The following is a 22777-nucleotide window of genomic DNA, read 5'->3' on the forward strand; positions in this document are numbered from 1 at the left end:
TCATCGTCGGCGCCGCGCCGGGGCTTATGCCAGCGGGCGAGCGCATCGTCAGGTGATGTTGTTACGCTTCGGCCATACGGGCGATCTGCGCCTTGTAGACCGCCTCGGTCCACAGCTCGCCCTCTTGCGGGCCGGGGCCCGTGCGATTCAGGTAGGCGACGAGGCCAGCCAGATCATGCGTACCAGCGGCATAGGCGCGCTCGATCGCGTCGCCCAGCAGGCTTTCGTATTGCGTCGGCACATGGCGACGCGCTTGATGCGGGTCAAGATAACGGTCCATCATTTCCCTCCTTGGCGAACCCGTTCGCGAATGCGTGCGTGCACGGGTACAAAGTCGTAAGTCGGATAACACTCGGTGCGAAACACCCCCCACGCCGAGCGCTCCAGCTCGACGTTGACCACCGGCAGCAGGTGCGGTGGCAGCTCCAGCGTCACGATCTGGCCGAAGCCCATCGCCACCGTCCACGAGACCACCTTCACGCCCGCCGGCGGAAAGCGCTCCCACCACTCGGCGGCCTTCAGGCGCTCTTGAAACGCGTCGAGATTGTTCGACTGGTCGTGACGCAGAACCACCGTCAGCCACATCGTCTGCGGGGCATCCACCGGCGTAGCGTTCTCGGTCATCGGTTGCATGGGGACGCCTGCCTTACTGCACGAACTGGTTGGTGTACAGGTCGGCCGGATTCGACTTTTCGCGAATGACCTTTTCCTGTGCGTAGAAGTCCTGAAGCTTCGTCACGCGCGCCGGATCGAATGCACCGAGGCGTTGCTGGCCCGGATACACATTGCGGGCGTAGTACGTGAGAATTTTTTCGATCTCAGCTTCGCGGCCCTTGTACGCGGGCACCGCCGCGCAGTAATCCTTCGCCGCACCGGCCGGGTCGCGCATGATCTCGGCGACCGACTTGAGCGTGGCGTGCACGAACTTGCGGATCATCTCGGGTTTCTCGGCAATGGTCTTGTCCGAGGCGAGAATCGCCTGCGCCATGCCCGGGAAATACTTGTCGGTCGACGTCATGGTGATCTTCACACCGGCGTCTTCGATGTTCTGCGCCCACTCCGGCGTGCCCACCATGACTTCGGCCTTGCCCGTGGCGACTTGCTGCCACACTCCGGCGGGACCGGCGCCTTGAATGCGGGCATCGTTACGGGTCAGGCCTGCCGATGCCAGCAGCCCCAGCGTGGCGTAGAAGCCGGTGTCCTGATAGGCCAGCACGGTGATCGTCTTGCCCTTCAGATCGGCCGGCGACTTGATGTTGGCGTCGTCACGCACGACCAACTGATGCAGCGTGCGACCGCCGAGGAGTGCCACGCCCTTGATTGGAATACCGTTGGGTCGCAGCACGATGGGCGTGTCGCCCAGACCACCGCCCAGATCACCGTTACCCGATGCCAGTTGCTTGCCAACGTCGGCACCGCCTTGCACGGTGAGCCAGCGCACCGACAGGCCTTCAGCAGCGTAGTAGCCCTTCTTCTCGGCTAGCATCAGCGGCGCGAACGCCGGCAGATTGGCCGGGGCCGGCAGCAAATAGGTGATCTGCTGGGTCGGTTGTTGCGCCCAGACCGGCGCGGCGGCCAGCCCGGTGATGGCACACAGGCCAGCCGTCAAAAAGGCGCGACGCGCCAACGATGCACGGAAAATCGACAACATATCTCTGCCTCGCTCAAGTCTCGGGTTACCGCGATGCCCCGTGCACCGCAGCTTGTGATGCCACAGCTTGTTGTTCAGACCTGCCCCGCCCAGCCGAGCGGGTTGTCGTTCATGCCCCAGTAGAGGCTCTTCTGATTGGTGTATTCGAGCAGCCCCAGACGCCCCTTCTCACGCCCCATGCCGCTCTCCTTCCAACCGCCGAACGGCGTCGAAATCGAGAACTGCTTGTAGGTGTTGATCCAGACCGTGCCGGTCTCCAGCGCACGCCCAAGACGCCACGCGCGCTTGTAGTCACGCGTCCAGATGCCTGCCGCCAGCCCGTAGACGCTGTCGTTGGCTTCGGCCAGCAAATCGTCTTCGTTCTCGAACGGCAGCACCGCCAGCACCGGGCCGAAGATTTCTTCCTGCACCATGCGCGCCTGATTGGTCAGCCCCGCGATGATGGTCGGTTGATAGAAGTAGCCCTTCTCGCGACCATCTCCCGCCGGACGCTCACCGCCGCACAGCAGGCGGCCGCCCTCTTCCAGCCCGATGGCCACATAACGCTCGATCGACTCGCGATGTGACGACGTCACCAGCGGGCCCATCTGCGTGTCTTCGCGCAGCGGGTCACCCACGCGCAGTTGCTTCGCGCCTGCGACCAGCCGCTCGACAAACGTGTCGAAGATCTTCTTGTGCACGAACAGGCGAGAACCCGCGATGCACGACTCGCCCGACGAACTGAAGATGCCGTAGAGCACACCGGCCACGGCGTGATCGATGTCTGCGTCTTCGAACACGATGGTCGGTGACTTGCCACCCAGTTCCAGCGAGACAGGCATGAGCTTTTCCGCCGCCAGACGCGCAATGCCTCGCCCGACTTCAGTACCGCCCGTGAACGCCACCTTCTTGACCTTCGGATGCCGCACGAGGATGTCGCCGATCACCGAGCCCTTGCCCGGCAGCACCGACAACACACCGCGCGGCACACCCGCGGCTTCGCAGATACGGCCCAGTTCGAGCGAAGCCAGCGGCGTGACTTCCGCAGGCTTGAGCACCACCGCATTGCCTGCGGCGAGCGCAGGCGCAAGCTTTTGCGCGTCGGACGCAATCGGCGAGTTCCACGGCGTAATGGCGGCCACCACGCCCAGCGGCTCGTGAACGCTCATCGTCAGATAGTCGCCACGCGACGGCGTGAGCGTCTCTTCCAGCGTTTCAAGGCACGAAGCGAAATAGCGGAACGTGCCCGCCGCGCTCGCTACAAGCGCCCGCGTCTCGCTGATCGGCTTGCCGTTGTCGCGGCGTTGCAGGTGCGCCAGTGCCTCGGCGCGCTGCGTGATGCCGTCGGCCACGCAATGCAGCACAGCGGCACGCTGATGCGGCTTGAGGCCCGCCCAGTCGGCACGACGCCATGCGGCATCGGCGGCTTCCACCGCGTCGGTCGCATCCTGTGCGCCAGCCGCCGCGATCTCCGCGTTCACGCTTTCGTCAGCCGGATACAGACTCTGATAGCGCGTGCCCGAACCGGCACGCCATTCGCCGCCGACCAGAATGTCGCTAGAGAACCCTTGCAGCAAATCTTGATGACTCATGGTGCTTGTCCTGCGAGAACTAGATCACGCAATTCGCGACGCGATTCTTGAGCGCGCGAATCGCCGAGTAAGCGGTCAGGGCCGACGTTTTAGGGTTGTCCGGCAACGGCTTGCCGCACATCTCCAGCGACATCTCGCCGAACGCACCGCGCGCCGCAATGTGATGCACGTTGCGCGAGGTGGCCGGGTCGGCAATCAGGCGCACACGCGTGGCGTCGAGCCCCAGACCGGCGATGGCCACGGTGGCCGCCACGTTGGCGTTCTTCGGGTACAGACGCGCCGCATCGCGGGCACTGCCTTCGAAGATCACCGTGGCGGTGGCAAGCGTCGCCAGATCGCACACTTGCTCAGCCGGCGTGCCCTGCCAACCCAACGGCGGCTTGCGGCCGGTGTAGACCACCTCATCCAAACCGCCTTCGCGAGCAGCGGAGATCGCGTCGATACCGCCGATGGCCCCCGAGAGCAACGTGACGGTCGATGCGCCTTCCTTGGCAGCCTGTTCCAGCGCGGCAAGCAGTTCCGAGTCGGACAGCGCGCCGATGGAAGCCACCGCGCAATCGATGCCTGACTTCAGCAATGGCACGACGTGCGCCGACAGCGCGCTGTGACCCGCGCACTCAAGCACGAAGTCCGGGCGGCGGGTGAGCGCGGCGGCCGACGACACCACTTCGGTGCCTTCACGCACGCTCTCGCGCACGCGCGCCGCAGCGTCTTCGGGCACGATCACGTGGCCAATGCGCAGATTCGGATCGCCCGCGCAGGCTTCGTAGACTTTGGAGCCGATAGCGCCGAAGCCGATCAGCGCGACATCAACCGGTCGATGATTCATTTCACGCATTCGCGGGCTCCCGCACCGGCGGACCGGCAAAGTGCGACGCGAAGCTGCCGACCGACAGCATGTCGACTTCAAGCAGCACCGGGCCGTCGTGGGCCACCGCGCGAGCGACGGCACCTTCGGCCTGATCGATCGCGGTAATGCGCTCGTGCTTGAGTTGCAGGCTGGCGCAGAACGCGGCGAAGTCCGGCTGATGCAGTTGCACGTAGTGACGGCGGCCGCCGTACTGCGCATCCTGAATATTGCGAATCACGCCGTAGCACTGGTCGTTCATCAGCAAGATGATGACGGGCGCTTTCTCCTGCACGGCTGTCGCGAGTTCGCCCACGTTGACCATCAGGCCACCGTCGCCGCACAACGCCACCGTCTTCTTTGCATTGCCGGCCAGCGCCGCGCCAATGCCCATCTGCATACCCTGACCAATGCCGCCGCCCAAGGCGTGCACACCGGCACGCGGCGAGAAAATCTTCAGCAGGCGGTTGCCCCACGTGCTGTTCGAGATCGTGACGTCGCGCACCCAGTTGAAGTCGCGGCCCAGTGCGCCTTGCAGCGCTGCCACGAGTTGGCGGTACGGGCCAAGACCTTCTGCCACCTGCTTGACGGCGGCGTCGCGCGCAGCGGCCAGATCGGCGTGGAACGCCGGGTCGACCGACAAGCGGCCTTGCAGGCGGTCAGCCAGCGCGTTCAGTACGCGTGCGGCATCGCCTTGCACGAACAAGTCGTTGCGATAGCCCCGGTTGTCGGCCAGCCCATCGGCGTCGACGCGATAGAGCGGACGCGGCAGGCCGAGCTTGTACTTGAGCGTCTCGTTGCCGCGCAGACGCGAGCCGACCACGAGCACGGCGTCGCAAGTCTTGTAGAACGCTTCGACGGTCGGGTGGATGTTGAATGCGCCCAACGTGGCGGCGTGGTCTTCCGGCACGATGCCGCGACCTTGCACGCTGGTGACCACGCCGAAGCCCATGTCGACCAGTCGCTTGACGGCCGCCTCTGCGCCGCGCGCGCCACCGCCCAGCCACAGCAGCGGGCGATGTGCCGCTGCCAGCTTGTCGGCCAGTTCCGCCACGCGTTGCTCGTCATGCGACGGCACCGTCACGTGCGGCGCGCCCAGATCGGCCGGCCATTCGATTTCCGCCGCCTGAATGTCGATCGGAATCTCGACGCTGACCGGGCCGGTCGGCGCGGTCAGCGCCGCACGCACGGCTTCACGCACGGTCGAAAGCGCCGTGTCGACGCAACGCACGCGATAGGCCGCCTTCGAGATCGACTTGAGCATGCTCAGTTGATCGGGCGCTTCGTGGATGTAAGCGAGGTCGCGGTCGAGGAATTCGGTTTCGATCTGACCGGTAATGTGCAGCACGGGGGTGCCGGCGGTCAGCGCTTCGACCATGGCACCGGCGGCATTCCCCGCTGCCGTGCCAGTGCTCGTGAACGCCACGCCAAGTCCGCCCGAGACACGCGACAGGCCATCGGCCATGTTCAGTGCACCGGCTTCGCCGCGTGCGCCGACGTAACGGATTTTTTCGCGACGCGCGATGGCGTCGAGAATCGGCATGTTGTGAATCGAGATCACGCCGAACGCGGTTTGCACACCGCATTGTTCGAGGAACGCCGCGATGACTTCGCCGACGGTGGTTTTGTTAGACATGTCTTGCCAAGCCTCCGGAAACATCGATATGACTGCCCGTCGTGTAGGACGATTGCGGGCTCGCCAGGAAAAAGATCGCTGCGGCCGCCTCTTCAGGCCTGCCCAGACGCTGCAACTGGATTTGCTTCTTGCGGGCCAGCTCGCCGGTCCACTCCTGCCAGGTCTTGCCTTCGCCCTGCGTGGCAAAACGGCGGCGCCACTGCCCCGACTCCACCAGCCCGATCAGAATCGAATTGACGCGCACACCATCCGGCGCGAATTCGCTCGCCATCGAGCGCACCAGATTCTGGATACCGGCACGCGCCGACGAGGTGGCCACCATGTGGGGTTCGGGCTGAAGGGCGAGCAGCGAATTCACGCAGACGATCGCGGCATCGCCCGTTTCACGCGCAGCGTCGCGCAACATCGGCAGGCAGGCGCGCGTGGTACGGATCACGCTGAAGTACTTCAGTTCAAGCTCTTCGCGCCACGCGTCGTCGGTGGTGTCGGCAAAGGTCGACACGCGGCCCTGACCGGCGTTGTTGATCAGCATGTCCAGACGCCCGAACTCGCGCTGGATGCGCTCGGCGAGCGCGGCAACGTCGCCCGCATCGAGCACATTGCATTGCGCCGCGATGAGGCGCGCGTCCGGATGGCGCTCACGCAGATGCGCTTCGGCTTGCGTCAGCCGCTCGGCGTTACGGCCGCAGATCGCGACAGCGGCACCCGCTTCGAGCAAGCGCTCGGCGGTGGCCAGCCCGATGCCGGACGAACCGCCCGTGACCAGCGCCGCGCGTGCGGAAAGGTCGATCTTGATCATTTCAATCCCAGTGACTTCATGTAGGGGGTGGTCCGGCCGTCACTGCCCGGCCGGTAATTCAGACGGTGCGACAGCGCATCGGCGGCTTCACGCACTTGGCCAATCAGGCCCGCATCGAGCATCGACGCATCGATGTTGGCGCGCGGAATCGTGACCGTAATAGCCGCGCAAATGCGGCCCGTGTCGCTGCGCACCGGTGCGCTCACCACGCTGATGCCGCGCTCGAACGACGAGGCCGACACGGCATAGCCACGCTCGGCGTCTTCGCGCACGCGCTCGAAAAGCTCGGCGAGCGTCTCAGGCGTTTGCGGCGTGAATTTCTCCAGCGTTTTTTCTGGGTAAAGCGCCTTGAGTTCGGTCAGCGTCAGATCGCCCATGAGCACGTGGCCATGGACCGTCGCATGGGCGGGCAAGCGCGTGCCGACGTTCACCTTGATCGAATTGAACACGCCCGCCACGCTCTGCGCCTTCGCCACGAAGACGATGTCGCGGCCATCGCGAATCACGATGTGCGAAGTGAGTTGGGTCGCGTCGCGCAAGCGCTCGATGATCGGAATGCCCAGATCGGTCAACTCCAGCGAGCTCAGGTATTCGAAGCCCAGACGCAGCACGGCAACGCCTAGACGGAAGTTCTTTTCACTGCCTGCGCGCTCCAGAAACCCCATGGCTTCGAGCGTCTGCAACAGACGGAATACAGTGGTGCGCGGAATGCCGAGACGCTGCGACAATTCCGGCGCGCTGAACACGGATTCGCGCGGCGAGAACTGCGTGAGGATGCGCAAACCGCGCTCCAGCCCCGGCACGAGATAGCGTGACTCGGACGGTCCGGCGTCAGCGGCATCGCCTTCGGCGTCTTGGTCGCTCATCGCATCGATCGCATCGATGTCGTCGCGCGCGTCGTCTTCAGGCAGCACGGTCGTGTTGCGTTTCGGGGTTGCCGGTGCCATCTCAACGCCCTCCCGCCGCCACCCGGTCCAGCCATGCCGCGAGCGCAGCATTCAGGACGTCGGGGGTTTCGATATACGACGCATGGCCTGCGCCGTCGATGATTTGCAACGGCACACCGGCCACGTCGGCAATGACCTGACAGGCGGCGGGCGTCGTAATGCCGTCCTGCGCGCCGACGGCCACGGCCACCGGCCCAGCGTTGGCGGCCACGTACTGCGCCAACTCGCCTGCGACATCGCCGTTCGACAGCAGATGCGTTGCCTGCCGATAACCCGCGGGCAGCACACGGCTCATATTCCATTTCACCCAAGCGCGCGGCAGGTCCGCAGCATTCGGCGCGACCAAGTTGTCGCTGCGCTCGCGCGCAATGCCGGCCGGCCCGAGTTTGTCGAGCATCGCCAGACGGCTGTCGCGCTTCGACACTCGGACTGCCGGATCGGCCTTGCCGTAGCCGCCCGCCGGCGAGCAGAGAAAGAGGCCGCGCACGCGCTGCGGCGCACGGCTGGCGAACTTCGTCGCCATGATCGCGCCGAGCGAGTGTCCAACCAGCGCGACGCGATCCAGACCCAGCGCGTCGAGCCATGCTTCGAGCGCATCGGCGTAGGCGTCGGCGTGCGGTTCGGCATCGCTCACATTCGACGTCTGGCCGTAGCCCGGTGCATCCCACGCATACAACGCGACATCCAGACCGGCCGCTTCGAACTGGGCAAGCCACGACGCGGCGCCCGAGCCGATGCCGTGCAGCATCACGACCGCAATGCGCCCGTCGTCAGCCGTGGCGGTGCTGCGATAGCCGACCGTCCCTGCACGCGTGACGATGGTGCGATACGCAAACGCATTCAGTCGCGCGCAAAGCGGGGCGACGATGCCGTCGTTGGCGTCGTTGGCGTCGGGCAGTTCGGACTTGAGAGCTTCGGCTGACATGGCTTCGGGTAACGTCTTCTGCAATGACTCGGAGAAAATTCCTGCCGGCGTGGCGCTTGCCTGTGGCTTGCACCCGCCGGACTTTCGGGAAGAACAGCGCTCCCGTGCTTACTTCTGTTCGCGCTTGATCTTGGCGAGCGGCGAATCCGGCGGATACGTCGGCGTGACCGGCTTTTGCGAGCCGAGCATCACGCACATGAGTGCGTCTTCGTCGCCGATGTTGATTTCCGTGCGGTACACGCCCGGCGGCACCGAGATCAGGTCGCGCTCACCGAGAATGGCTTCCCACGTCTCGCCGTCACGCTCGCAGACCACTTTCATCTTGCCGCGCATGACGAAGAAGATTTCCTCCACGTCCATGTGGATATGGCTCGGGCCGATGTTGCCGGCCGGGATCACCATGGTCGAGAACGTGAAATGACCGGCGGGCACCGTGTTGACATCCTTGGCCACCCCCGTGCCGCCCGTGCCGACGTAGCGCATCTGCGCACGGCGATACTTCGGGTCGTAGTCGGCCTGAAACTTGAGGGCATCCCAGTCGTACTTGCGCGTCGAAAAACGCGCCACACGCGAGTCCAGCCAGTCGCTGAACGGCTGACCTTCGGCCTGCGTCCAGCTCTCGACGGCCTGAGGCGTCGCGGTGTTTTTAGCTTCGGCTTGCGCCATGTTGTGACTCCTTGAAGGCGTTGCGAATAAGGGGAGACGATTCGTCGTGCCGCGTCACGGCATGACGAAGCCGCCGTTGACCGGCAGCACCTGACCGGTCACGAAACGGGATGCATCGGAGAGCAGAAACAGCACCGGCCCGACCACGTCGTCCGGCACCTGTGCGCGCGGCAACGCGCGTCCTTCCAGATAGTGGCGATGACGCTCGACCGGCACGTAAGCGGTGGCTTCGACCTCCACCAGCCCGGGCGCAATCGCGTTCACCGTGATGCCGTCGGGGCCGAGTTCGCGTGCCAGTGAGCGGGTCATCGCCATCACGGCGCCCTTGCTGGCGGCGTAAGCGAGCAGGCGCGGTGCGCCCCACAGCGCCGTATCGGATGCGATGTTCACGACACGCCCCTGACCCGACGCCCGCAGATACGGCAGTGCCGCCATCGTCATAAGCCACGTGCCGCGCACGTTCACATTCATGACGGCGTCCCACGTCTCGATGCTCAACTCGGTGGCGAGCTTGCCGCCGGAGTTGGTGATGGCGCCGTTGTTCACGAGCCCGTCGATGCCGCCCATTTGTTCGGCGGCCGCCTTGGCAGCGGTTTCAACTGAGGACGGATCAGACAGATCGACGCGAACGAACGAGACCGCATGGCCCGCATCGCGGAGTTCGGCAGCGAGCGCTTGTCCCGCGTCTGTCGCGATATCGGCAATGGTCACCTGCGCGCCGCGTGCGACGGCGGCGCGTACGAAGCCTTCGCCAAGACCGCGCGCGCCGCCGGTCACCAGCAGCTTCTTGCCGTCGAGCGGCGCGAGCGTGGCAGTGTCGAGCGGGAGGATGGGCAGTTCGGTCACGATGCGTTCCTTGTTGGCTGAAGAGCGGGTCGCGTCATCACGTCAAGCGATGTTCATCGACGCACGCGGAACGTAGTGCAGTGCGCGGCGCTCAAGCCAGACCACGGTCGCATAGGCAGCGATACCGATGACCGTCAGCCCCGCGATGGCGACAAACACCATGGCGGTGTTGCCCTGCCCTTCGCCATAGACCAGCAGATAGCCCAGCCCGCGATCGCCACCGACGAGCTCACCGACGGTCACGCCGATCACGGCGAGCGTCGAGGCGATGCGCAGCCCGGCAAACAGGGCCTGCATGGCCGACGGGAATTCGACAAAGCGGAAGATCTGCCAGCGGCGGCCGCACAGCGCGCGCACCAGATTGACCATGTCGGGGTCGACCGAGCGCACGGCGCCCAGCACATTGATCATCACGGGGAAGAAGACGATCAGCACGGCCACGAGAATCTTCGGGTAGATGGTGTAGCCCATCCACATCACGAACAGCGGCGCGAACGCCACCTTCGGTGCGATTTGCAGCGCAAGGATGTACGGCGAAAGCATCGCTTCGGTCGAGGGCGACAAGCCGAGAATCACCCCGATCAACACGCCGAGCGCCGAGCCGATCACGAAACCAGCGATCACTTCGAGGGCCGTCACGCCGACGTGCAGCCACAGGTTCTCGACCTGAAACATGCGCACGCCTTCGACGAGCGTCGACGACAGCTTGGGCAGCACGAACTCGGGCACACCGAACGCCGTCGGGCCCCATTGCCACGCGGCCGCGAAGAGCAGCAACAGCACGAAACTGCCAGCGGTCAGTTGGGCTTTGGTGAGGGTTTTCATAGCAGGAATTCCAGTGTCTTGAGCAAGAGATGACCGGCAGGCATCAACCGAGGTGATCGTCGCGGCCGACCTTGAGCAGTTCCATCAGATGGGCGACGTATTCGTTCATGCCCGCCTGCTTGCGGCGCTCGATGGGGTTGTCGCGATGCGGCAGATCGACCGTGATCTCTTCGATGATCGTGCCCGGGCGCTCGCTCATCACGAACACGCGATCCGACAGCGCAATCGCTTCGGCCAGATCGTGCGTGATCATCAGCGCGGTCTTGCCTTCGGCGGCCAGCATCTGCGCGAGATCCTGTTGCAACACCATCTTCGTTTGCGCATCGAGCGCGGAGAACGGCTCGTCCATGAGCAGCACGTCGGGCTCGACGGCGAGCGTGCGCGCCAGTGCGGCACGTTGGCGCATGCCGCCCGAGAGCTGGTGCGGATAGTGATTCTCGAAACCCTTCAGGTGGCAGCGCGCGAGCAGCGTCTTGGCCACTTCAGCGCGCTCGGCCTTGCTGCGGCCGCGAATCTGCATGCCCAGCTCAACGTTCTTCTGAATCGAGCGCCACGGCATCAGCAGATCTTTTTGCAGCATGAAGGCGACCTGTTGCGACGGGCCGCGCACCGGCTTACCGGCCAGCGTGACCTGCCCTTCGCTGGGCGCGTACAGACCAGCGCCCATGTTGAGCAGCGTGCTCTTGCCGCAGCCGCTCGGACCGATCAGCGAGACGAACTCGCCGGTCTTGATCCCGATAGAGACGTTCGACACCGCCGTCATTTCGCCCTTGCCCTGGCGATTTTTGAATCGACGCGTCACGCCGCGATATTCGATGGCAAACGGCAGCGGTGCCGTCGCCGACGTGTGACGTGCGTCGGCATACACCTCGGCTACGTTCGCGTCTTGCAATTGAATCGACCTGAGCATGGGAAACCACCGTGTTTCTGGATGTTCAACTTGCCTCGGGCAGCGTGCCGCTTTTCTTTCGCTGCATCGCCTGCCAACCTGTCCTTCGCCTTGCGGCTACGTTTCATATGTGAAACGTTGATTTACTTATGGATCAATTATAGGGAGTGACGGCCGGAGTCAAAATTGTTTTTTGACTAGGGGAAACCCCAATCCATGGGCGTTACCGCGAGAACAGAGCGTTTGAGGGGCGAAAAAAACGCCGGCCAACGAATGCCGGCCGGCGCGAGATGAACCCACTTATTGAATGCGCAAAGTGAGATCACTGGGTGATGCTCGGTGGTGAAGATCGATGCGCGTCAGAACGCGTGGTGCACGCCCGACATGATCACGACCTGATTGGCGGTCGACGACGCGCCGATGGTGTTGATGGCGGTGACGGCGCCGTTGCCGCTCGCGTGCTGGTACACGCCGCTCACATACACCTGCGTGCGTTTCGACAAGGCGTAGACGTCGCCCAGACTTACCTGCGTCCAGCGCTTGCCCGACATGCTCGTCGTGGCCGCCCCGAACGTGATCGTGTTGGCGATGCTGGTGGCGTAGTTCGCGCCGGCGTCGAAGGCCTGATAGGTGTCGCTGTAGCCCGGCGATTCGAGCTTCACGCGCGTGTACAACGCGTGCAGCAGCCACGCGCCGAAGCCATACGAAGCGCCCGCGCCCATATTCTCGACGTTCGACGCCGTATAGGTTGCGACCGGCTGGTTCTGGAAGGTGGCGCCACCGAGGACGGCGACGTTCGGCGTACGGTTGTTCTCGTTCGAGTAGACCGCCGACGCCTTGAAGCCCCCGTTGGTGTAGTTCGCGGCCACGCTCCACTTCTTGCCGGTGGCGAAGTTGGTGGTGTTGCCCAGCGAGATCATGGCGCCTGCCTTGAAGCCCGCGAAGTCGCGTGTGACGTAGCGCACCGAGTTATCCACTTGCACCACCGACGTATTGGCCAGTTCGTCGAGGTTGCCCGGGTGGAACATGTACCAGTTCATGCCCAGATACGACGTGCTGAACGGACCCAGCCAGTCGAAGTTGAACGTGGTCATGTGGCCGATCGTGACCGTGCCCAGCGTGTCCGATTGCAAGCCGACCCACGACTGGCGGTTGAACATCGCACCCGCCTTGAGGGTGTTGCCGTTGAGCGTGGAGAAACCGTTCTCCAGCAGGAAGATCGCGCGATTGCCGCCGCCCAGATCTTCAACGCCGCGAAAACCCCAGCGATCCGGCTGCGTGCCGCCTTGTTGCGCGAGAAAGTTGCTGCTGCCGCCCTGATTATTCACGTACGCCACGCCAGCATCCATGCTGCCGTAGATCGTCACATTACTTTGCGCATGGGCCGCCATCGGCACACCAACGGCGAGCAGCATCGCTGCCGCCAGTTTTGTCATCCCCGAGATCCGCCCCGTCGGAAACCGCTTCATCTGTGTACTCCTGTCGTTCGATGATTCGCTGACTCGAAAACGGTGGTGACGCCAACGACGACGCGCGGCAACCCAAGCCGGTCACGCCCTTCGTACCGTCGCACTCTGACGTTCCACCTATGAAACGTTGGATTACTTATGAAACCAACAATGCGGAGCTTAGGCCAGGTGATGCTCGAGTCCCGCAGCGGAGATGCACGAATTGATGACAGGAATTTGGCGTGCTACCGCGCGCGCATTCGGCGGCTGGCATCTTGTATTCAAAGCTTTGGTGAGGTGCTGTTCGTCCCGCCGGCGTTGCTGCGCGTCCGATGGGAGCGTTGTTCCGGCCGAACACGTTGTGTCGGGATTTACCCGAGGAAGGCTTGCGATGGATCGAATCAAAAACAATAATATTTGAACATCACGTTCATATTTGAACGTTTTATTTTTCCGAATTCGTCGCAACGTTTATCAAAAGGTGTCCCCATGCAAGCTCCCCTCATCGGCATCAACGGTGCCGGCATCGGCGGTCTGGCCGCCGCCATCGCGCTGATTCGTGCCGGTTTTCGTGTGCGCGTCTACGAACAGGCGGCCCAGTTCGCCCGCGTCGGCGCCGACATCAACCTGACGCCCAACGCCGTGCGGGCACTCGACGGTCTGGGCGTTGGCAACGCCTTGCGCGAAACCGCTGCACAGCCGAGCCATCGCATCAGCCGCACGTGGGATTCGGGTGAGGAAACCTCGCGACTGGAGATGGCACAGACCGCGCAGACCAAGTACGGCGCGCCACAACTCACGATGCATCGTGCCGATTTGCTTCAGGCGCTAGAGCAAGCGGTGCCCGCGGAGAGCATCGCGCTGGGCAAGAAGCTCGTTTCCTTCGAAGCGCCGGGCGTTGGCGAGACGGGCCGCATCCGGCTGAGCTTCGCCGACGGCACGCACGACGACGCGGATGTGCTCATCGGTGCCGATGGCATTCACTCGGTCGTGCGCACGGGCCTGTTCGGACCGGAATCGCCGGAGTTCACGGGAGTCGTTGCTTATCGCGCGGTCGTCCCGGCGAACAAGCTGGGCGGCGTGCCGAATCTGGGCGCGTTCACCAAGTGGTGGGGACCGGTGGCGTCGAGCCAGATCGTGACGTTCCCGCTCAATCTCGGCCGTGACATCTTCGTATTCGCCACCACGGCGCAGGACAGTTGGACGCTCGAGTCGTGGACCGCACCGGGCGACGTGCTGGAGTTGCGCGCGATGTATGCCGACTACCATCCCGAAGCTCGCGCGCTGCTCGATGCGTGCGACAGCGTGCTGAAGTCGGCGTTGTACGTGCGCGACCCGCTGCCGCAATGGTCGCGCGGCCGGGTTTCGCTGCTTGGCGACGCGTGCCATCCGATGATGCCGTTCATGGCGCAGGGCGCCGGTATGGCCATCGAAGACGCTGTGGTAATGTCTCGCCACCTTGCCGAGGTCGGCCCGAACGCCGATGCGGATGCACTGGCTGGCGCGCTCGCCGGTTACGAAGCGGCACGTCGCGAGCGCACCGCGCGCGTGCAGATCGGCTCGCGCGGCAACCAGTGGCTCAAAGAGGGCGGCAACGCCGATTGGGTCTACGAATACGACGCATGGCAGGTGCCGGTGGCTGCTTGAGCACCCGCTAACGCCAGCCGATAGCAGATCGTTGATCGCCGCTTCGTTTCCACACAACTACACGCACAGCACCGCATGACGAAAGCAACGCCCGCCACTGCCCGCGATTCCAGCACTGCCCGCGCAGAGCGCGACGATCGTGACGATCGTGACGATCGCGATGCTACGCAGACCGGGCTCATCACGCCGGTCATGCGCGCGCTCAAGCTGCTGCGCTTTGTGGCGGACGGCGGCTCGACGGCCAACATGAGCGAGGTGGGCCGGCGTATCGGCGTTAATCGCGTGACCGTCATGCGACTGCTTGCCACCCTTGAGCATGAAGGCGTGCTTGAACCGCTGCCGCACGGCGGGCATCGGCTCGGCCTCGGCTTTCTCACGCTTTCCGCAGCGGCGCTCGCGGGCGAGGACCACCTCGCCACGGCGCGCCGCGTGCTGACACGCGTGACCAGCGAGACCGGGTTGTCCAGCTATCTCACAGTGCTCGACGGCACGCAGGTGCGTTATCTGTTGTGCGAGACGCCTGCCCTGCCCCTCGTGAGCAATATCCGCGCGGGGAGTCGTGTCACCGCGCATCTGACCGCGCCGGGGCGGTCGCTGCTTGCACACTTGAGCCCTGAGCGCCGCCGGGCGTTGCTTGGCCCTGAGCCGCTCGCGGCGGCAACAGCGCAGAGTGCGCGGACTTACGCGGCGCTGGACGCCCAATTGGCACGCGACCGGGAAACCGGTTGCGCGTGGAGTCAGGACGGCTTCGAAGCCGGTATTGACGCATGCGCGGCGGCAGTACTCGATGCACAAGGACGGCCGCTGGCCGCACTGAGTGTGGCGGGGCCTCGCTCGCTCGTGGGCACCGACACGCTTAGCCGGGAGCGCACGGCGGCCGTCGTCAAATCCGGCGCGGCCGATCTCACCGTATTACTGGCAGACGCGCCAGCTTTCCTAGCTGCGGCAGAAAGGGCCTGAGTTTCAAGCCATTGCATCGGCGACCTCTCACCGCTGCGAGATCGCGCAAATACAGGGGAAACGACCGCCAGACCTTCCAACGGACTGGCCTCGGTCGCAACCCCTTTCATTCCCTGACATCTTGTTTGACTAACTGTTTCGGCATGCCATACGATGTGGCTCACCGATGCCGTAATGTTCGGTAATTTGAAGCGGCGGCCCGACGTCTCGCGTCAGTGAGAGCGCCGCTGCTACGATAGCGCGAACCGAGGGGCACCACGAAGGTGCCGCGTATCGAATTACACGAACGTCGCTAACGCTGTCGCGACGAACGAATGCACGTATTGCGGCGGATCAAGTATGAAAAACAATCCCTGGTGGGTGCGCACGGCCGTGGCCGGCGTGGTCTGTGGTGCATCGGCTTTCGCTCATGTCGCTCAGGCGCAGGAGGCCACCGTCTATGCGGGGGCCATGAACGCCCGTAACGACGACAACGCGCACACTTACTCGTGGGGCATGGACTACCGGCAGGGGCTCGGTGAACACTTCGCCGCGAGCTTCACGTGGATGAACGAGGGTCACGTTCCCGACCATCACCGGGATGGCTTTGCGTTGCAAGTGTGGGCGCGACAGGCCTTCTTCGACCGCCGCTTCGACGTTGCCGTAGGCGTTGGCCCGTATCGCTATTACGACACCGTGGCCGGCAGTCGCGGCAAGCGCTATGAGGACGACCACGGCTGGGGCGCCATGTTCTCGGCCACCGCCACCTACTATTTCGCGAGCCGTTGGTACGTGCAGGCACGCGCCAACTACGTGCAATCGCCGTCGAGCATCAACACCGTTCAGTACCTGCTTGGCGTGGGCTATCAGTTGGACAAGCCGTCGACGCCGGGCCCTGTCATCGGCAACATGGATCCGCCGGTGCCGACCGGCGACGTGCTGTCGGTGATGGCGGGGCTGTCGATCGTGAACAGCCTCGACTCGCAGAACGCGGCGGCGGAAGGCATCGAATACCGGCACGGGTTCGGCCGGTGGTTCGACGGCACGGTCTCGCTGATCAACGAAGGGCATAGCGACATCGGCAACCGTCAGGGAATTGCGGCGCAGGCATGGGTCAAGAACGACTTCTTCAGCGATCGCTTTAGTCTCGGCCTCGGCTTCGGCCCCTATGTCACGTGGAACAAATACAAGCAAAACCGGGCGGCGGGTGGTGCACAAAACATCGTGGCCGGTCTGCTGACGATGAGCATGGCGTACCGGTTCGCCGATCATTGGGTCGGACGCCTCTCATGGAACCGCGTCGTGACCGGTTACGACCGCGACAGCGACATCTTCCTCGCAGGCGTCGGCTACAAGTTCTGATCGCCCTGCTGCGCGCCGTCATTTCTCCCGACGGCGCTGCGACATCCTGTCGCACTCCTGTTAATTAACATCTTCATTAGAGTCGGTATTCGACTGGCTCCACAACGTCCGTCGCCTTGAAACCCTTGCTGCATGCGGGTTTCGAGTTGGCACGTTATCTGCAATGCATTGTTGCGCCGCATGCGGTTACTCCTGCGACGTGGTCGTCCTACCTTAGAGGCGTAGGCGGTGCCGGACATCTAAGTGAACCGGCCGACCACCAGACAATAAAGACAGGAGAAACATCATGACCCGCACACTTTCGCATCTGTTGATTGCCGCGACCTTGACTGTGGCAGCCGCACCGGCCGCATTTGCAGGCACTGGCGGTAACGGCTATCCGAACGAAAACCTGTTCTGGCAATCGAGCGTGTATAGCGAAAAGCTGGCCGTGCCGAGCGCACAGGTTCGTCAGGAACTGATCGAAGCCCAAGCGCAAGGCAAGCTCACGCAGACTGACAGTCAGTATCCGCAACTGAAGACTTACGGTCATTCGGTTGGGGCCCGTGTCCAAGGTTCGACTGCACTGATCAATTCGACTTACGCTGGTAGTTAAAGCCAGCCTCTCGCGTCGGCGCTGGTTGACGGCGCGAGGACACGCAAAGTTTGAAGCGTGCTCAAGCGGCAACCGGTGACGACGCTACGGCGGCCAGGACGATCGACTTCGGATCCTGTCCCGTAGCCCACCGCTCCCGGTGCCTCACACCCCGCATATTTCTGCGGGGTGTTTCTTTTTGTGCGCCTGATAAATCAGGTAGCGAAGTCGGCGAGATGGCGTTCGCCCAACGGCGTGACGCGCAGCGCTCGAGGTTCGCGTGTCGGCTCAAGCCATTTGGCGTGAAGGCACGTGGTGAGGAGTGCCGCGCCGAGGGCGCCGCCGAGGTGAGGTTTGCGTTCGCTCCAGTCGGGGCAGGTGCAAGCGAAGCGACGGCGGCGGGCGCGGGCGGTGGTGAGGTCGACGCCGAGGGCGGTGAGGCCGTTGACGCCCGAGTCGGTTAGCGCGACATCACTGCCGTCGATGCGAAGCCAGCGACGCTCACGCATGCGCGCGAACAGGTCAACGGCAACTTCGCCGGCAAGATGGTCGTAACAGGTGCGTGCGTGACGTAGCGGGGGCGGTGTTGCGCGGCTGACGGGGACCGGACGCGGGCGGAGTTCGCGTGTTGCCAACGCGGCACTCGCGAGCGCTTCGATGGCCGTGGCGGTTTCCGGTGTGGCAATGCGGAAATAGCGATGGCGTCCGCGGGCTTCTTGGGCGAGGACGCCGCCGTCGACGAGACGGGCAAGGTGACCGCTGGCGCTTGAGGGGGAAAGGCCAGCAACGAGTGCAAGTTCCCCTGCCGGACGGGCGGAACCGTCCATCAACGCCCAGAGCATGGTCATGCGGCCCGCATCGGCGAGCAGGGATGCGAGCGAACTAACGCCGGGGGCGTAATCGCGGGTGAGGTCCATGGCGGGCTCCGTAGGAGAATATGCACCGCAGTATATGTCCGGTGCCGCGCTCGACACTTCAGTGTGTGATGAAACGTGCCACGCCAGACCGGACAGAAAATGGCATCACTCTCTCGCCGCCTATCGAAGGATGCACCATGCACATTGACGATTCGCCCCCGACGAATGCCCTGACTGCCGTCACCCACCCCGATCCTTATCCGTACTACCGCGCACTTGCGGCACAGCGGCCGTTCGACTTCGACGCGGCGCTCGGCATGTGGGTCGCCGCCGGGCCGGAGGCGCTCGTTGAGGTGCTGCGTCATCCGGCATGTGGCGTGCGGCCGGCGGGGGCGCTCGTGCCCGCCGCGCTCGCCTCTGGTGCGGCGGGTGAATGGTTTGGGCGGCTCGTTCGCATGAATGACGGTGCGGAACACATCACGCTCAAGCCGTGGCTCGCGACACAGCTTGCCTCACTGTCGGCCGACGCCCCAACGCTCGACCGACTCGGCTACGCCAGCGCCGCCGCGTACTCGGAAAAACTCGATGACTACGTCTTCCGCCAACCCATCTATGCACTCGCCGCTTGGCTGGGGGTTACGGAATCGCAATGGCCTGACGTCTATGCGAACGCTCACGCCCTTGTCGCCGCAATGGCGGAATCGGCACGTCCTACACCACGGGCCGAGGTCATCGCTGACGGCCACCGCGCCGCGACGACGTTGAATGATTTCGCCCGCCAATGGCTCAGCACCGACAACGCACCCGATACTTGGCTTCAGCGCACCGCGAATCTCGCCGCCCTTGAACCTGCCATTGACTCGCGCGCGCTGACGGCCAATGTCGTTGGACTATTCACGCAAACCCACGATGCCTGCGCAGGACTCGTCGCCAACGCGCTTCGCCGTCTGGCGCGCGCCGAACCGTCGACAACGGCAACCGAAGCGGGAACGCCAGCAGCGAACCGCCCTGCCACGCCACCCCATCTCGCCACGGCCATTGCCGCCGTTCGTGACGTCATCCGCTTCGACCCGCCCGTCCAGAACACGCGCCGCCTTCTGCACACCCCGGCGGTCATCTGCGAACGGCAACTGACGCGGGGCGATGTCGTGCTGGTTGTACTCGCCGCCGCCCCAACACCGATCAGCCCCGACGACACGGCATGGACGTTCGGGCACGGCGGGCACGCGTGCCCCGGCCGGTCCCCCGCCAGTACGCTAGCCGCCGTCGGCGTGCAAACGGTACTCGCTAGCGAACTTGATCTCGCGTCGAAGGCTTCGGGCACGTCATATCACCCGCTCGGCAACGCCCGTATTGCACGCTTCTCGAAGGACTGAATCTTATTGTTTTATCTGGTGGAATATTAATTTCATCAGATAAAACACTATCCATAAAACCCAATCCCTTTGTTTATAAGGCTCCCAGCCCAGCCGACGCCGATTTCCACGATTTCGGGCAGGATTACGCTTTCGCCGGTCGTGTCGCGCAGACTCACCGGCAGTCTCGCCTCGCTGCTCTCATGTCAGAACACTATGCCGACGGCATGCCCATGCCCGCCCGGGTCTGGGCCATCGCGACCGTCATGCTCGCCATCTCGCTCTCAGTGCTCGACAGCGCCATCGCCAACGTTGCCCTGCCGACCATCGCGCGCGATCTCAATGCCAGCCCCGCCACTTCCATCTGGATCGTCAACGCGTACCAACTCGCGATCACGATCTCGCTGCTTCCACTCGCCGCGCTCGGTGAAATCGTCGGCTACCGGCGCGTCTATACGGTCGGTCTGGCGCTCTTCACGCTCGCGTCGCTGGCCTGTGCACTTTCCGACTCGCTCGTCACGCTGACACTCGCCCGCGTCGCCCAAGGCTTCGGTGCGGCCGGCATCATGAGTGTGAACAGCGCGCTCGTGAAAATGATCTATCCGCGCGCGTGGTTCGGGCGCGGCGTCGCGCTGAACTCACTGATCGTCGCGGTCTCGTCGGCCGCCGGGCCGACGCTCGCCGCCGGCATTCTTTCCATCGCCCACTGGCCGTGGCTCTTTGCCGTCAACGTGCCGCTCGGCATCATTGCGCTGGGCATCGCCATGCGCTCGCTGCCCGACAGCGTCCGCGCCTCGCATGCCTTCGACTGGACCGGTGCGCTGCTCAGCGCCCTCACCTTCGGGCTGCTGATCTCCGGCATCGACTCGTTCGGCCACGGTCAGGAACGCTGGCTCGTCGCCGTCGAACTGGTGGCCGCCGTTATCATCGGCACGATCTTCGTGCGGCGTCAGCGCACGCAACCCGTGCCGTTGCTGCCCGTCGACTTGTTGCGCATTCCGATCTTCGGCCTGTCGATCTGCACGTCGATGGCATCGTTCTGCGCCCAGATGCTCGCGTTCGTTGCGCTGCCCTTCTATCTTCAGGATTCGCTCGGCTTCGACCACGTGCAGACCGGCCTGCTGATGACCGCATGGCCGCTGACCATCGTTGTGGTTGCGCCCGTCGCCGGACGCTTGCTCGAACACTACAAACCCGGCCTGCTCGGTGCGATCGGCATGACGGCCTTCGCGCTCGGCCTGCTCGCGCTCGCCATGCTGCCCGCGCAGCCGCACTCATGGGACATCGTCTGGCGCATGGCGTTGTGCGGTTTCGGCTTCGGTCTGTTCCAGTCGCCCAACAACTACGCGATGCTCACCGCCGCCCCCGCGCATCGCAGCGGCGGGGCCAGCGGCATGCTCGGCACGGCGCGACTGACAGGGCAGACGACTGGCGCAGCGCTTGTCGCGCTTATCTTCAGCGTTGCACCGCAAGGCTATGGCACGCGCGCGGCGCTGTACGTCGCGGCAGTCTTCGCAGCCGTGGCCGCCGTGGTGAGCAGCCTGCGCACGCTGCCCGCCGCGCAGCCACCTGCCAAAACATCGCACGGTTGAAAGCCCTAACTGGTCGCGAGCGGGTCCTGAAGGTATTCTGAGACACTAAATTTGGCCGGCCGCCCGGCCGTGCTACACTGCCGACCTTTTACGGCTCGCCTGCATGAGCCGCAATGCCATGAGTTTCTGCGCCATCGATTTCGGCACTTCGAATTCAGCCGTCGCTGTACGCGACGGTGCCGCCATGCGTCTTGTCGAGCTGGAAGCCGGCTACGGCACGCTGCCGACGGCCGTCTTCTTCAACGCCGACGAAGGTGGACGCGCGACATTTGGCCGCCAGGCCGTCGCCGACTATATCGACGGCTATGACGGGCGCCTGATGCGCTCGCTCAAAAGTCTGCTCGGCTCCTCCCTCATCGAAAGCACCACCGATCTCGGCAACGGGTCGGCGATGCGCTATATCGACATCATCGCGACGTTCCTGCGACACCTGCGCACGCACGCCATCAAATCCGATGGCGACGACCTGCGCCAAGTGGTCATGGGCCGCCCGGTGTTCTTCGTCGATGACGATCCCCGCGCCGATGCCGCCGCGCAACGCTCGCTCGAACAAAGCGCACGCGACGTCGGCTTCAAGGACGTGCATTTCCAGTTCGAACCGATTGCTGCCGCCTTCGATTACGAGTCGCGCCTCACCGAAGAGCAGCAAGTGCTCGTCGTGGACATCGGCGGCGGTACGTCGGACTTCTCGCTGGTGCGCGTGGGCCCGGATCGTGCCCAACGCCTCGAACGCAAGGACGACGTGCTCGCGCACCACGGCGTGCATATCGCCGGGACGGACTTCGATCGCCGCATCGAACTCGCCACGATCCTGCGTGAAATCGGCTACAAGGCACTCGGCCCGGACGGCAAGGAAGTGCCCAACCGCATCTACTTCGATCTGGCCACGTGGCACCTGATCAACACCGTCTACACGCCGAAGCGCGTCGGTGAACTGGCCCTCACGGCGCACCTGTACGCCGACCCGGTCCACCATCGCCGCCTGATGCGCACGGTGGAGCAACGCCTCGGTCACGCGCTGGTCGGGCATGCGGAAGATGCCAAGATTGCCGTGGCTGCCGGTGGCGAGACGCGTATCGACCTCGCCGTCATCGAGCGCGAACTCGGTGTGGCGTTCTCGGAAGCGGGACTGGTCGACGCGGTGAGCGACGAAATCGCCAGCATCACGGCGGGTGCCGTGCACACGGCATCGCTTGCCGGCCTGCGTGCAGAAGACGTCGATGCGCTGTACTTCACCGGCGGTTCGACGGGGCTGCGTTGCCTGTCCGGCGCCATGTGTGCGGCCTTCCCCAATGCGACGCCGGTCTTCGGCGACCGCCTCGCCAGCGTGGCGCTTGGCCTCGGCATTCACGCGAAGCGCGTGTTTTCGTAAGCCACGCCGCAGCGACAGAAACGGCAACA

22 protein-coding genes are annotated in these 22777 nt (G+C 64.3%); 7 read left to right on the top strand and 15 right to left on the bottom strand.

The genetic code is table 11. The features are described 5' to 3' along the window. Positions 1-61 precede the first annotated feature (61 nt). From AT302_RS20050 to AT302_RS20115, 14 genes are all read right to left on the bottom strand, one after another. Positions 62-280 carry a recombinase-like helix-turn-helix domain-containing protein gene (locus AT302_RS20050; RefSeq protein WP_087688710.1) on the bottom strand — a complete coding sequence of 73 codons (219 nt, stop codon included), beginning with the start codon at positions 278-280 and terminating at the stop codon, positions 62-64. After that, on the bottom strand, positions 280-624 hold the full coding sequence (locus AT302_RS20055) for a hypothetical protein (RefSeq protein WP_058379806.1): 345 nt from the start codon (positions 622-624) through the stop codon (positions 280-282). Before AT302_RS20055 ends, AT302_RS20050 begins: the two co-directional genes overlap by 1 nt. Positions 625-646: 22 nt before the next feature. After that, positions 647-1651 carry an ABC transporter substrate-binding protein gene (locus AT302_RS20060; protein ID WP_058375526.1) on the bottom strand — a complete coding sequence of 335 codons (1005 nt, stop codon included), beginning with the start codon at positions 1649-1651 and terminating at the stop codon, positions 647-649. 74 nt (positions 1652-1725) lie between these two features. Continuing rightward, positions 1726-3222, bottom strand: a complete 1497-nt coding sequence (locus tag AT302_RS20065; RefSeq protein ID WP_058375527.1) for an aldehyde dehydrogenase — start codon at positions 3220-3222, stop codon at positions 1726-1728. Positions 3223-3241: 19 nt separating this feature from the next. Next, complete coding sequence (locus tag AT302_RS20070; protein ID WP_058375528.1) at positions 3242-4060, bottom strand: aspartate dehydrogenase; 819 nt, start codon at positions 4058-4060, stop codon at positions 3242-3244. Continuing rightward, positions 4053-5705 carry a thiamine pyrophosphate-binding protein gene (locus AT302_RS20075; protein ID WP_058375529.1) on the bottom strand — a complete coding sequence of 551 codons (1653 nt, stop codon included), beginning with the start codon at positions 5703-5705 and terminating at the stop codon, positions 4053-4055. Before AT302_RS20075 ends, AT302_RS20070 begins: the two co-directional genes overlap by 8 nt. Next, positions 5698-6504, bottom strand: a complete 807-nt coding sequence (locus tag AT302_RS20080; RefSeq protein ID WP_058375530.1) for an SDR family oxidoreductase — start codon at positions 6502-6504, stop codon at positions 5698-5700. Before AT302_RS20080 ends, AT302_RS20075 begins: the two co-directional genes overlap by 8 nt. Beyond that, positions 6501-7370, bottom strand: coding sequence for an IclR family transcriptional regulator (locus AT302_RS20085; protein WP_058379807.1), 870 nt, complete (start codon positions 7368-7370; stop codon positions 6501-6503). Before AT302_RS20085 ends, AT302_RS20080 begins: the two co-directional genes overlap by 4 nt. Positions 7371-7452: 82 nt before the next feature. Further along, positions 7453-8376, bottom strand: a complete 924-nt coding sequence (locus AT302_RS20090) for an alpha/beta fold hydrolase (RefSeq protein ID WP_058379808.1) — start codon at positions 8374-8376, stop codon at positions 7453-7455. A 108-nt stretch (positions 8377-8484) separates the two neighbouring features. Beyond that, on the bottom strand, positions 8485-9042 hold the full coding sequence (locus AT302_RS20095; protein ID WP_058375531.1) for a cupin domain-containing protein: 558 nt from the start codon (positions 9040-9042) through the stop codon (positions 8485-8487). A gap of 54 nt (positions 9043-9096) precedes the next feature. Continuing rightward, positions 9097-9888, bottom strand: a complete 792-nt coding sequence (locus tag AT302_RS20100) for an SDR family oxidoreductase (protein WP_084656354.1) — start codon at positions 9886-9888, stop codon at positions 9097-9099. A gap of 42 nt (positions 9889-9930) precedes the next feature. After that, the gene (locus tag AT302_RS20105; protein WP_058375532.1) at positions 9931-10713 is read right to left on the bottom strand and encodes an ABC transporter permease; all 783 of its coding nucleotides are present in this window, start codon (positions 10711-10713) and stop codon (positions 9931-9933) included. A 43-nt stretch (positions 10714-10756) separates the two neighbouring features. Continuing rightward, positions 10757-11623: an ABC transporter ATP-binding protein gene (locus AT302_RS20110; protein ID WP_157125841.1), complete on the bottom strand. Its 867-nt coding sequence runs from the start codon at positions 11621-11623 to the stop codon at positions 10757-10759. 338 nt (positions 11624-11961) lie between these two features. Next, positions 11962-13038: a porin gene (locus AT302_RS20115; protein ID WP_058379811.1), complete on the bottom strand. Its 1077-nt coding sequence runs from the start codon at positions 13036-13038 to the stop codon at positions 11962-11964. A 501-nt stretch (positions 13039-13539) separates the two neighbouring features. On the opposite strand from AT302_RS20115, the gene AT302_RS20120 reads away from it, so the two are divergent. From AT302_RS20120 to AT302_RS20135, 4 genes are all read left to right on the top strand, one after another. Then, positions 13540-14697 (top strand): FAD-dependent monooxygenase, encoded by a 1158-nt coding sequence (locus AT302_RS20120; RefSeq protein WP_058375533.1) that lies wholly within the window; start codon positions 13540-13542, stop codon positions 14695-14697. A gap of 75 nt (positions 14698-14772) precedes the next feature. Next, the gene (locus AT302_RS20125; protein ID WP_058375534.1) at positions 14773-15657 is read left to right on the top strand and encodes an IclR family transcriptional regulator; all 885 of its coding nucleotides are present in this window, start codon (positions 14773-14775) and stop codon (positions 15655-15657) included. A 339-nt stretch (positions 15658-15996) separates the two neighbouring features. After that, positions 15997-16998: a hypothetical protein gene (locus tag AT302_RS20130; protein WP_058375535.1), complete on the top strand. Its 1002-nt coding sequence runs from the start codon at positions 15997-15999 to the stop codon at positions 16996-16998. Between the two features lie 286 nt (positions 16999-17284). Continuing rightward, positions 17285-17593, top strand: a complete 309-nt coding sequence (locus tag AT302_RS20135) for a DUF4148 domain-containing protein (RefSeq protein WP_058375536.1) — start codon at positions 17285-17287, stop codon at positions 17591-17593. 194 nt (positions 17594-17787) lie between these two features. Here the strand turns inward: AT302_RS20135 and AT302_RS20140 are convergent, their stop codons facing one another. Continuing rightward, positions 17788-18489: an ArsR/SmtB family transcription factor gene (locus AT302_RS20140; RefSeq protein ID WP_058375537.1), complete on the bottom strand. Its 702-nt coding sequence runs from the start codon at positions 18487-18489 to the stop codon at positions 17788-17790. Positions 18490-18626: 137 nt separating this feature from the next. On the opposite strand from AT302_RS20140, the gene AT302_RS20145 reads away from it, so the two are divergent. From AT302_RS20145 to AT302_RS20155, 3 genes are all read left to right on the top strand, one after another. Further along, positions 18627-19805: a cytochrome P450 family protein gene (locus AT302_RS20145; RefSeq protein ID WP_058375538.1), complete on the top strand. Its 1179-nt coding sequence runs from the start codon at positions 18627-18629 to the stop codon at positions 19803-19805. Positions 19806-19987: 182 nt separating this feature from the next. Continuing rightward, a complete protein-coding gene (locus AT302_RS20150; protein WP_058375539.1) occupies positions 19988-21376 on the top strand; it encodes an MFS transporter in 1389 nt (462 codons plus the stop codon). A gap of 118 nt (positions 21377-21494) precedes the next feature. Continuing rightward, positions 21495-22748, top strand: a complete 1254-nt coding sequence (locus AT302_RS20155) for an Hsp70 family protein (RefSeq protein ID WP_058375540.1) — start codon at positions 21495-21497, stop codon at positions 22746-22748. Positions 22749-22777 lie beyond the last annotated feature (29 nt).

The sequence above is a fragment of the Pandoraea norimbergensis genome (genome assembly GCF_001465545.3).
In the GTDB taxonomy this organism is placed as follows: Bacteria; Pseudomonadota; Gammaproteobacteria; order Burkholderiales; family Burkholderiaceae; genus Pandoraea; species Pandoraea norimbergensis.

Bases quoted from the DNA above. Each gene is read 5' to 3' on its own strand.
- AT302_RS20050 (WP_087688710.1), bottom strand. From the start codon at position 280: ATGGACCGTTATCTTGACCCGCATCAAGCGCGTCGCCATGTGCCGACG.
- AT302_RS20055 (WP_058379806.1), bottom strand. From the start codon at position 624: ATGACCGAGAACGCTACGCCGGTGGATGCCCCGCAGACGATGTGGCTG.
- AT302_RS20060 (WP_058375526.1), bottom strand. From the start codon at position 1,651: ATGTTGTCGATTTTCCGTGCATCGTTGGCGCGTCGCGCCTTTTTGACG.
- AT302_RS20065 (WP_058375527.1), bottom strand. From the start codon at position 3,222: ATGAGTCATCAAGATTTGCTGCAAGGGTTCTCTAGCGACATTCTGGTC.
- AT302_RS20070 (WP_058375528.1), bottom strand. From the start codon at position 4,060: ATGCGTGAAATGAATCATCGACCGGTTGATGTCGCGCTGATCGGCTTC.
- AT302_RS20075 (WP_058375529.1), bottom strand. From the start codon at position 5,705: ATGTCTAACAAAACCACCGTCGGCGAAGTCATCGCGGCGTTCCTCGAA.
- AT302_RS20080 (WP_058375530.1), bottom strand. From the start codon at position 6,504: ATGATCAAGATCGACCTTTCCGCACGCGCGGCGCTGGTCACGGGCGGT.
- AT302_RS20085 (WP_058379807.1), bottom strand. From the start codon at position 7,370: ATGAGCGACCAAGACGCCGAAGGCGATGCCGCTGACGCCGGACCGTCC.
- AT302_RS20090 (WP_058379808.1), bottom strand. From the start codon at position 8,376: ATGTCAGCCGAAGCTCTCAAGTCCGAACTGCCCGACGCCAACGACGCC.
- AT302_RS20095 (WP_058375531.1), bottom strand. From the start codon at position 9,042: ATGGCGCAAGCCGAAGCTAAAAACACCGCGACGCCTCAGGCCGTCGAG.
- AT302_RS20105 (WP_058375532.1), bottom strand. From the start codon at position 10,713: ATGAAAACCCTCACCAAAGCCCAACTGACCGCTGGCAGTTTCGTGCTG.
- AT302_RS20110 (WP_157125841.1), bottom strand. From the start codon at position 11,623: ATGCTCAGGTCGATTCAATTGCAAGACGCGAACGTAGCCGAGGTGTAT.
- AT302_RS20115 (WP_058379811.1), bottom strand. From the start codon at position 13,038: ATGACAAAACTGGCGGCAGCGATGCTGCTCGCCGTTGGTGTGCCGATG.
- AT302_RS20120 (WP_058375533.1), top strand. From the start codon at position 13,540: ATGCAAGCTCCCCTCATCGGCATCAACGGTGCCGGCATCGGCGGTCTG.
- AT302_RS20125 (WP_058375534.1), top strand. From the start codon at position 14,773: ATGACGAAAGCAACGCCCGCCACTGCCCGCGATTCCAGCACTGCCCGC.
- AT302_RS20130 (WP_058375535.1), top strand. From the start codon at position 15,997: ATGAAAAACAATCCCTGGTGGGTGCGCACGGCCGTGGCCGGCGTGGTC.
- AT302_RS20135 (WP_058375536.1), top strand. From the start codon at position 17,285: ATGACCCGCACACTTTCGCATCTGTTGATTGCCGCGACCTTGACTGTG.
- AT302_RS20140 (WP_058375537.1), bottom strand. From the start codon at position 18,489: ATGGACCTCACCCGCGATTACGCCCCCGGCGTTAGTTCGCTCGCATCC.
- AT302_RS20145 (WP_058375538.1), top strand. From the start codon at position 18,627: ATGCACATTGACGATTCGCCCCCGACGAATGCCCTGACTGCCGTCACC.
- AT302_RS20150 (WP_058375539.1), top strand. From the start codon at position 19,988: ATGTCAGAACACTATGCCGACGGCATGCCCATGCCCGCCCGGGTCTGG.
- AT302_RS20155 (WP_058375540.1), top strand. From the start codon at position 21,495: ATGAGTTTCTGCGCCATCGATTTCGGCACTTCGAATTCAGCCGTCGCT.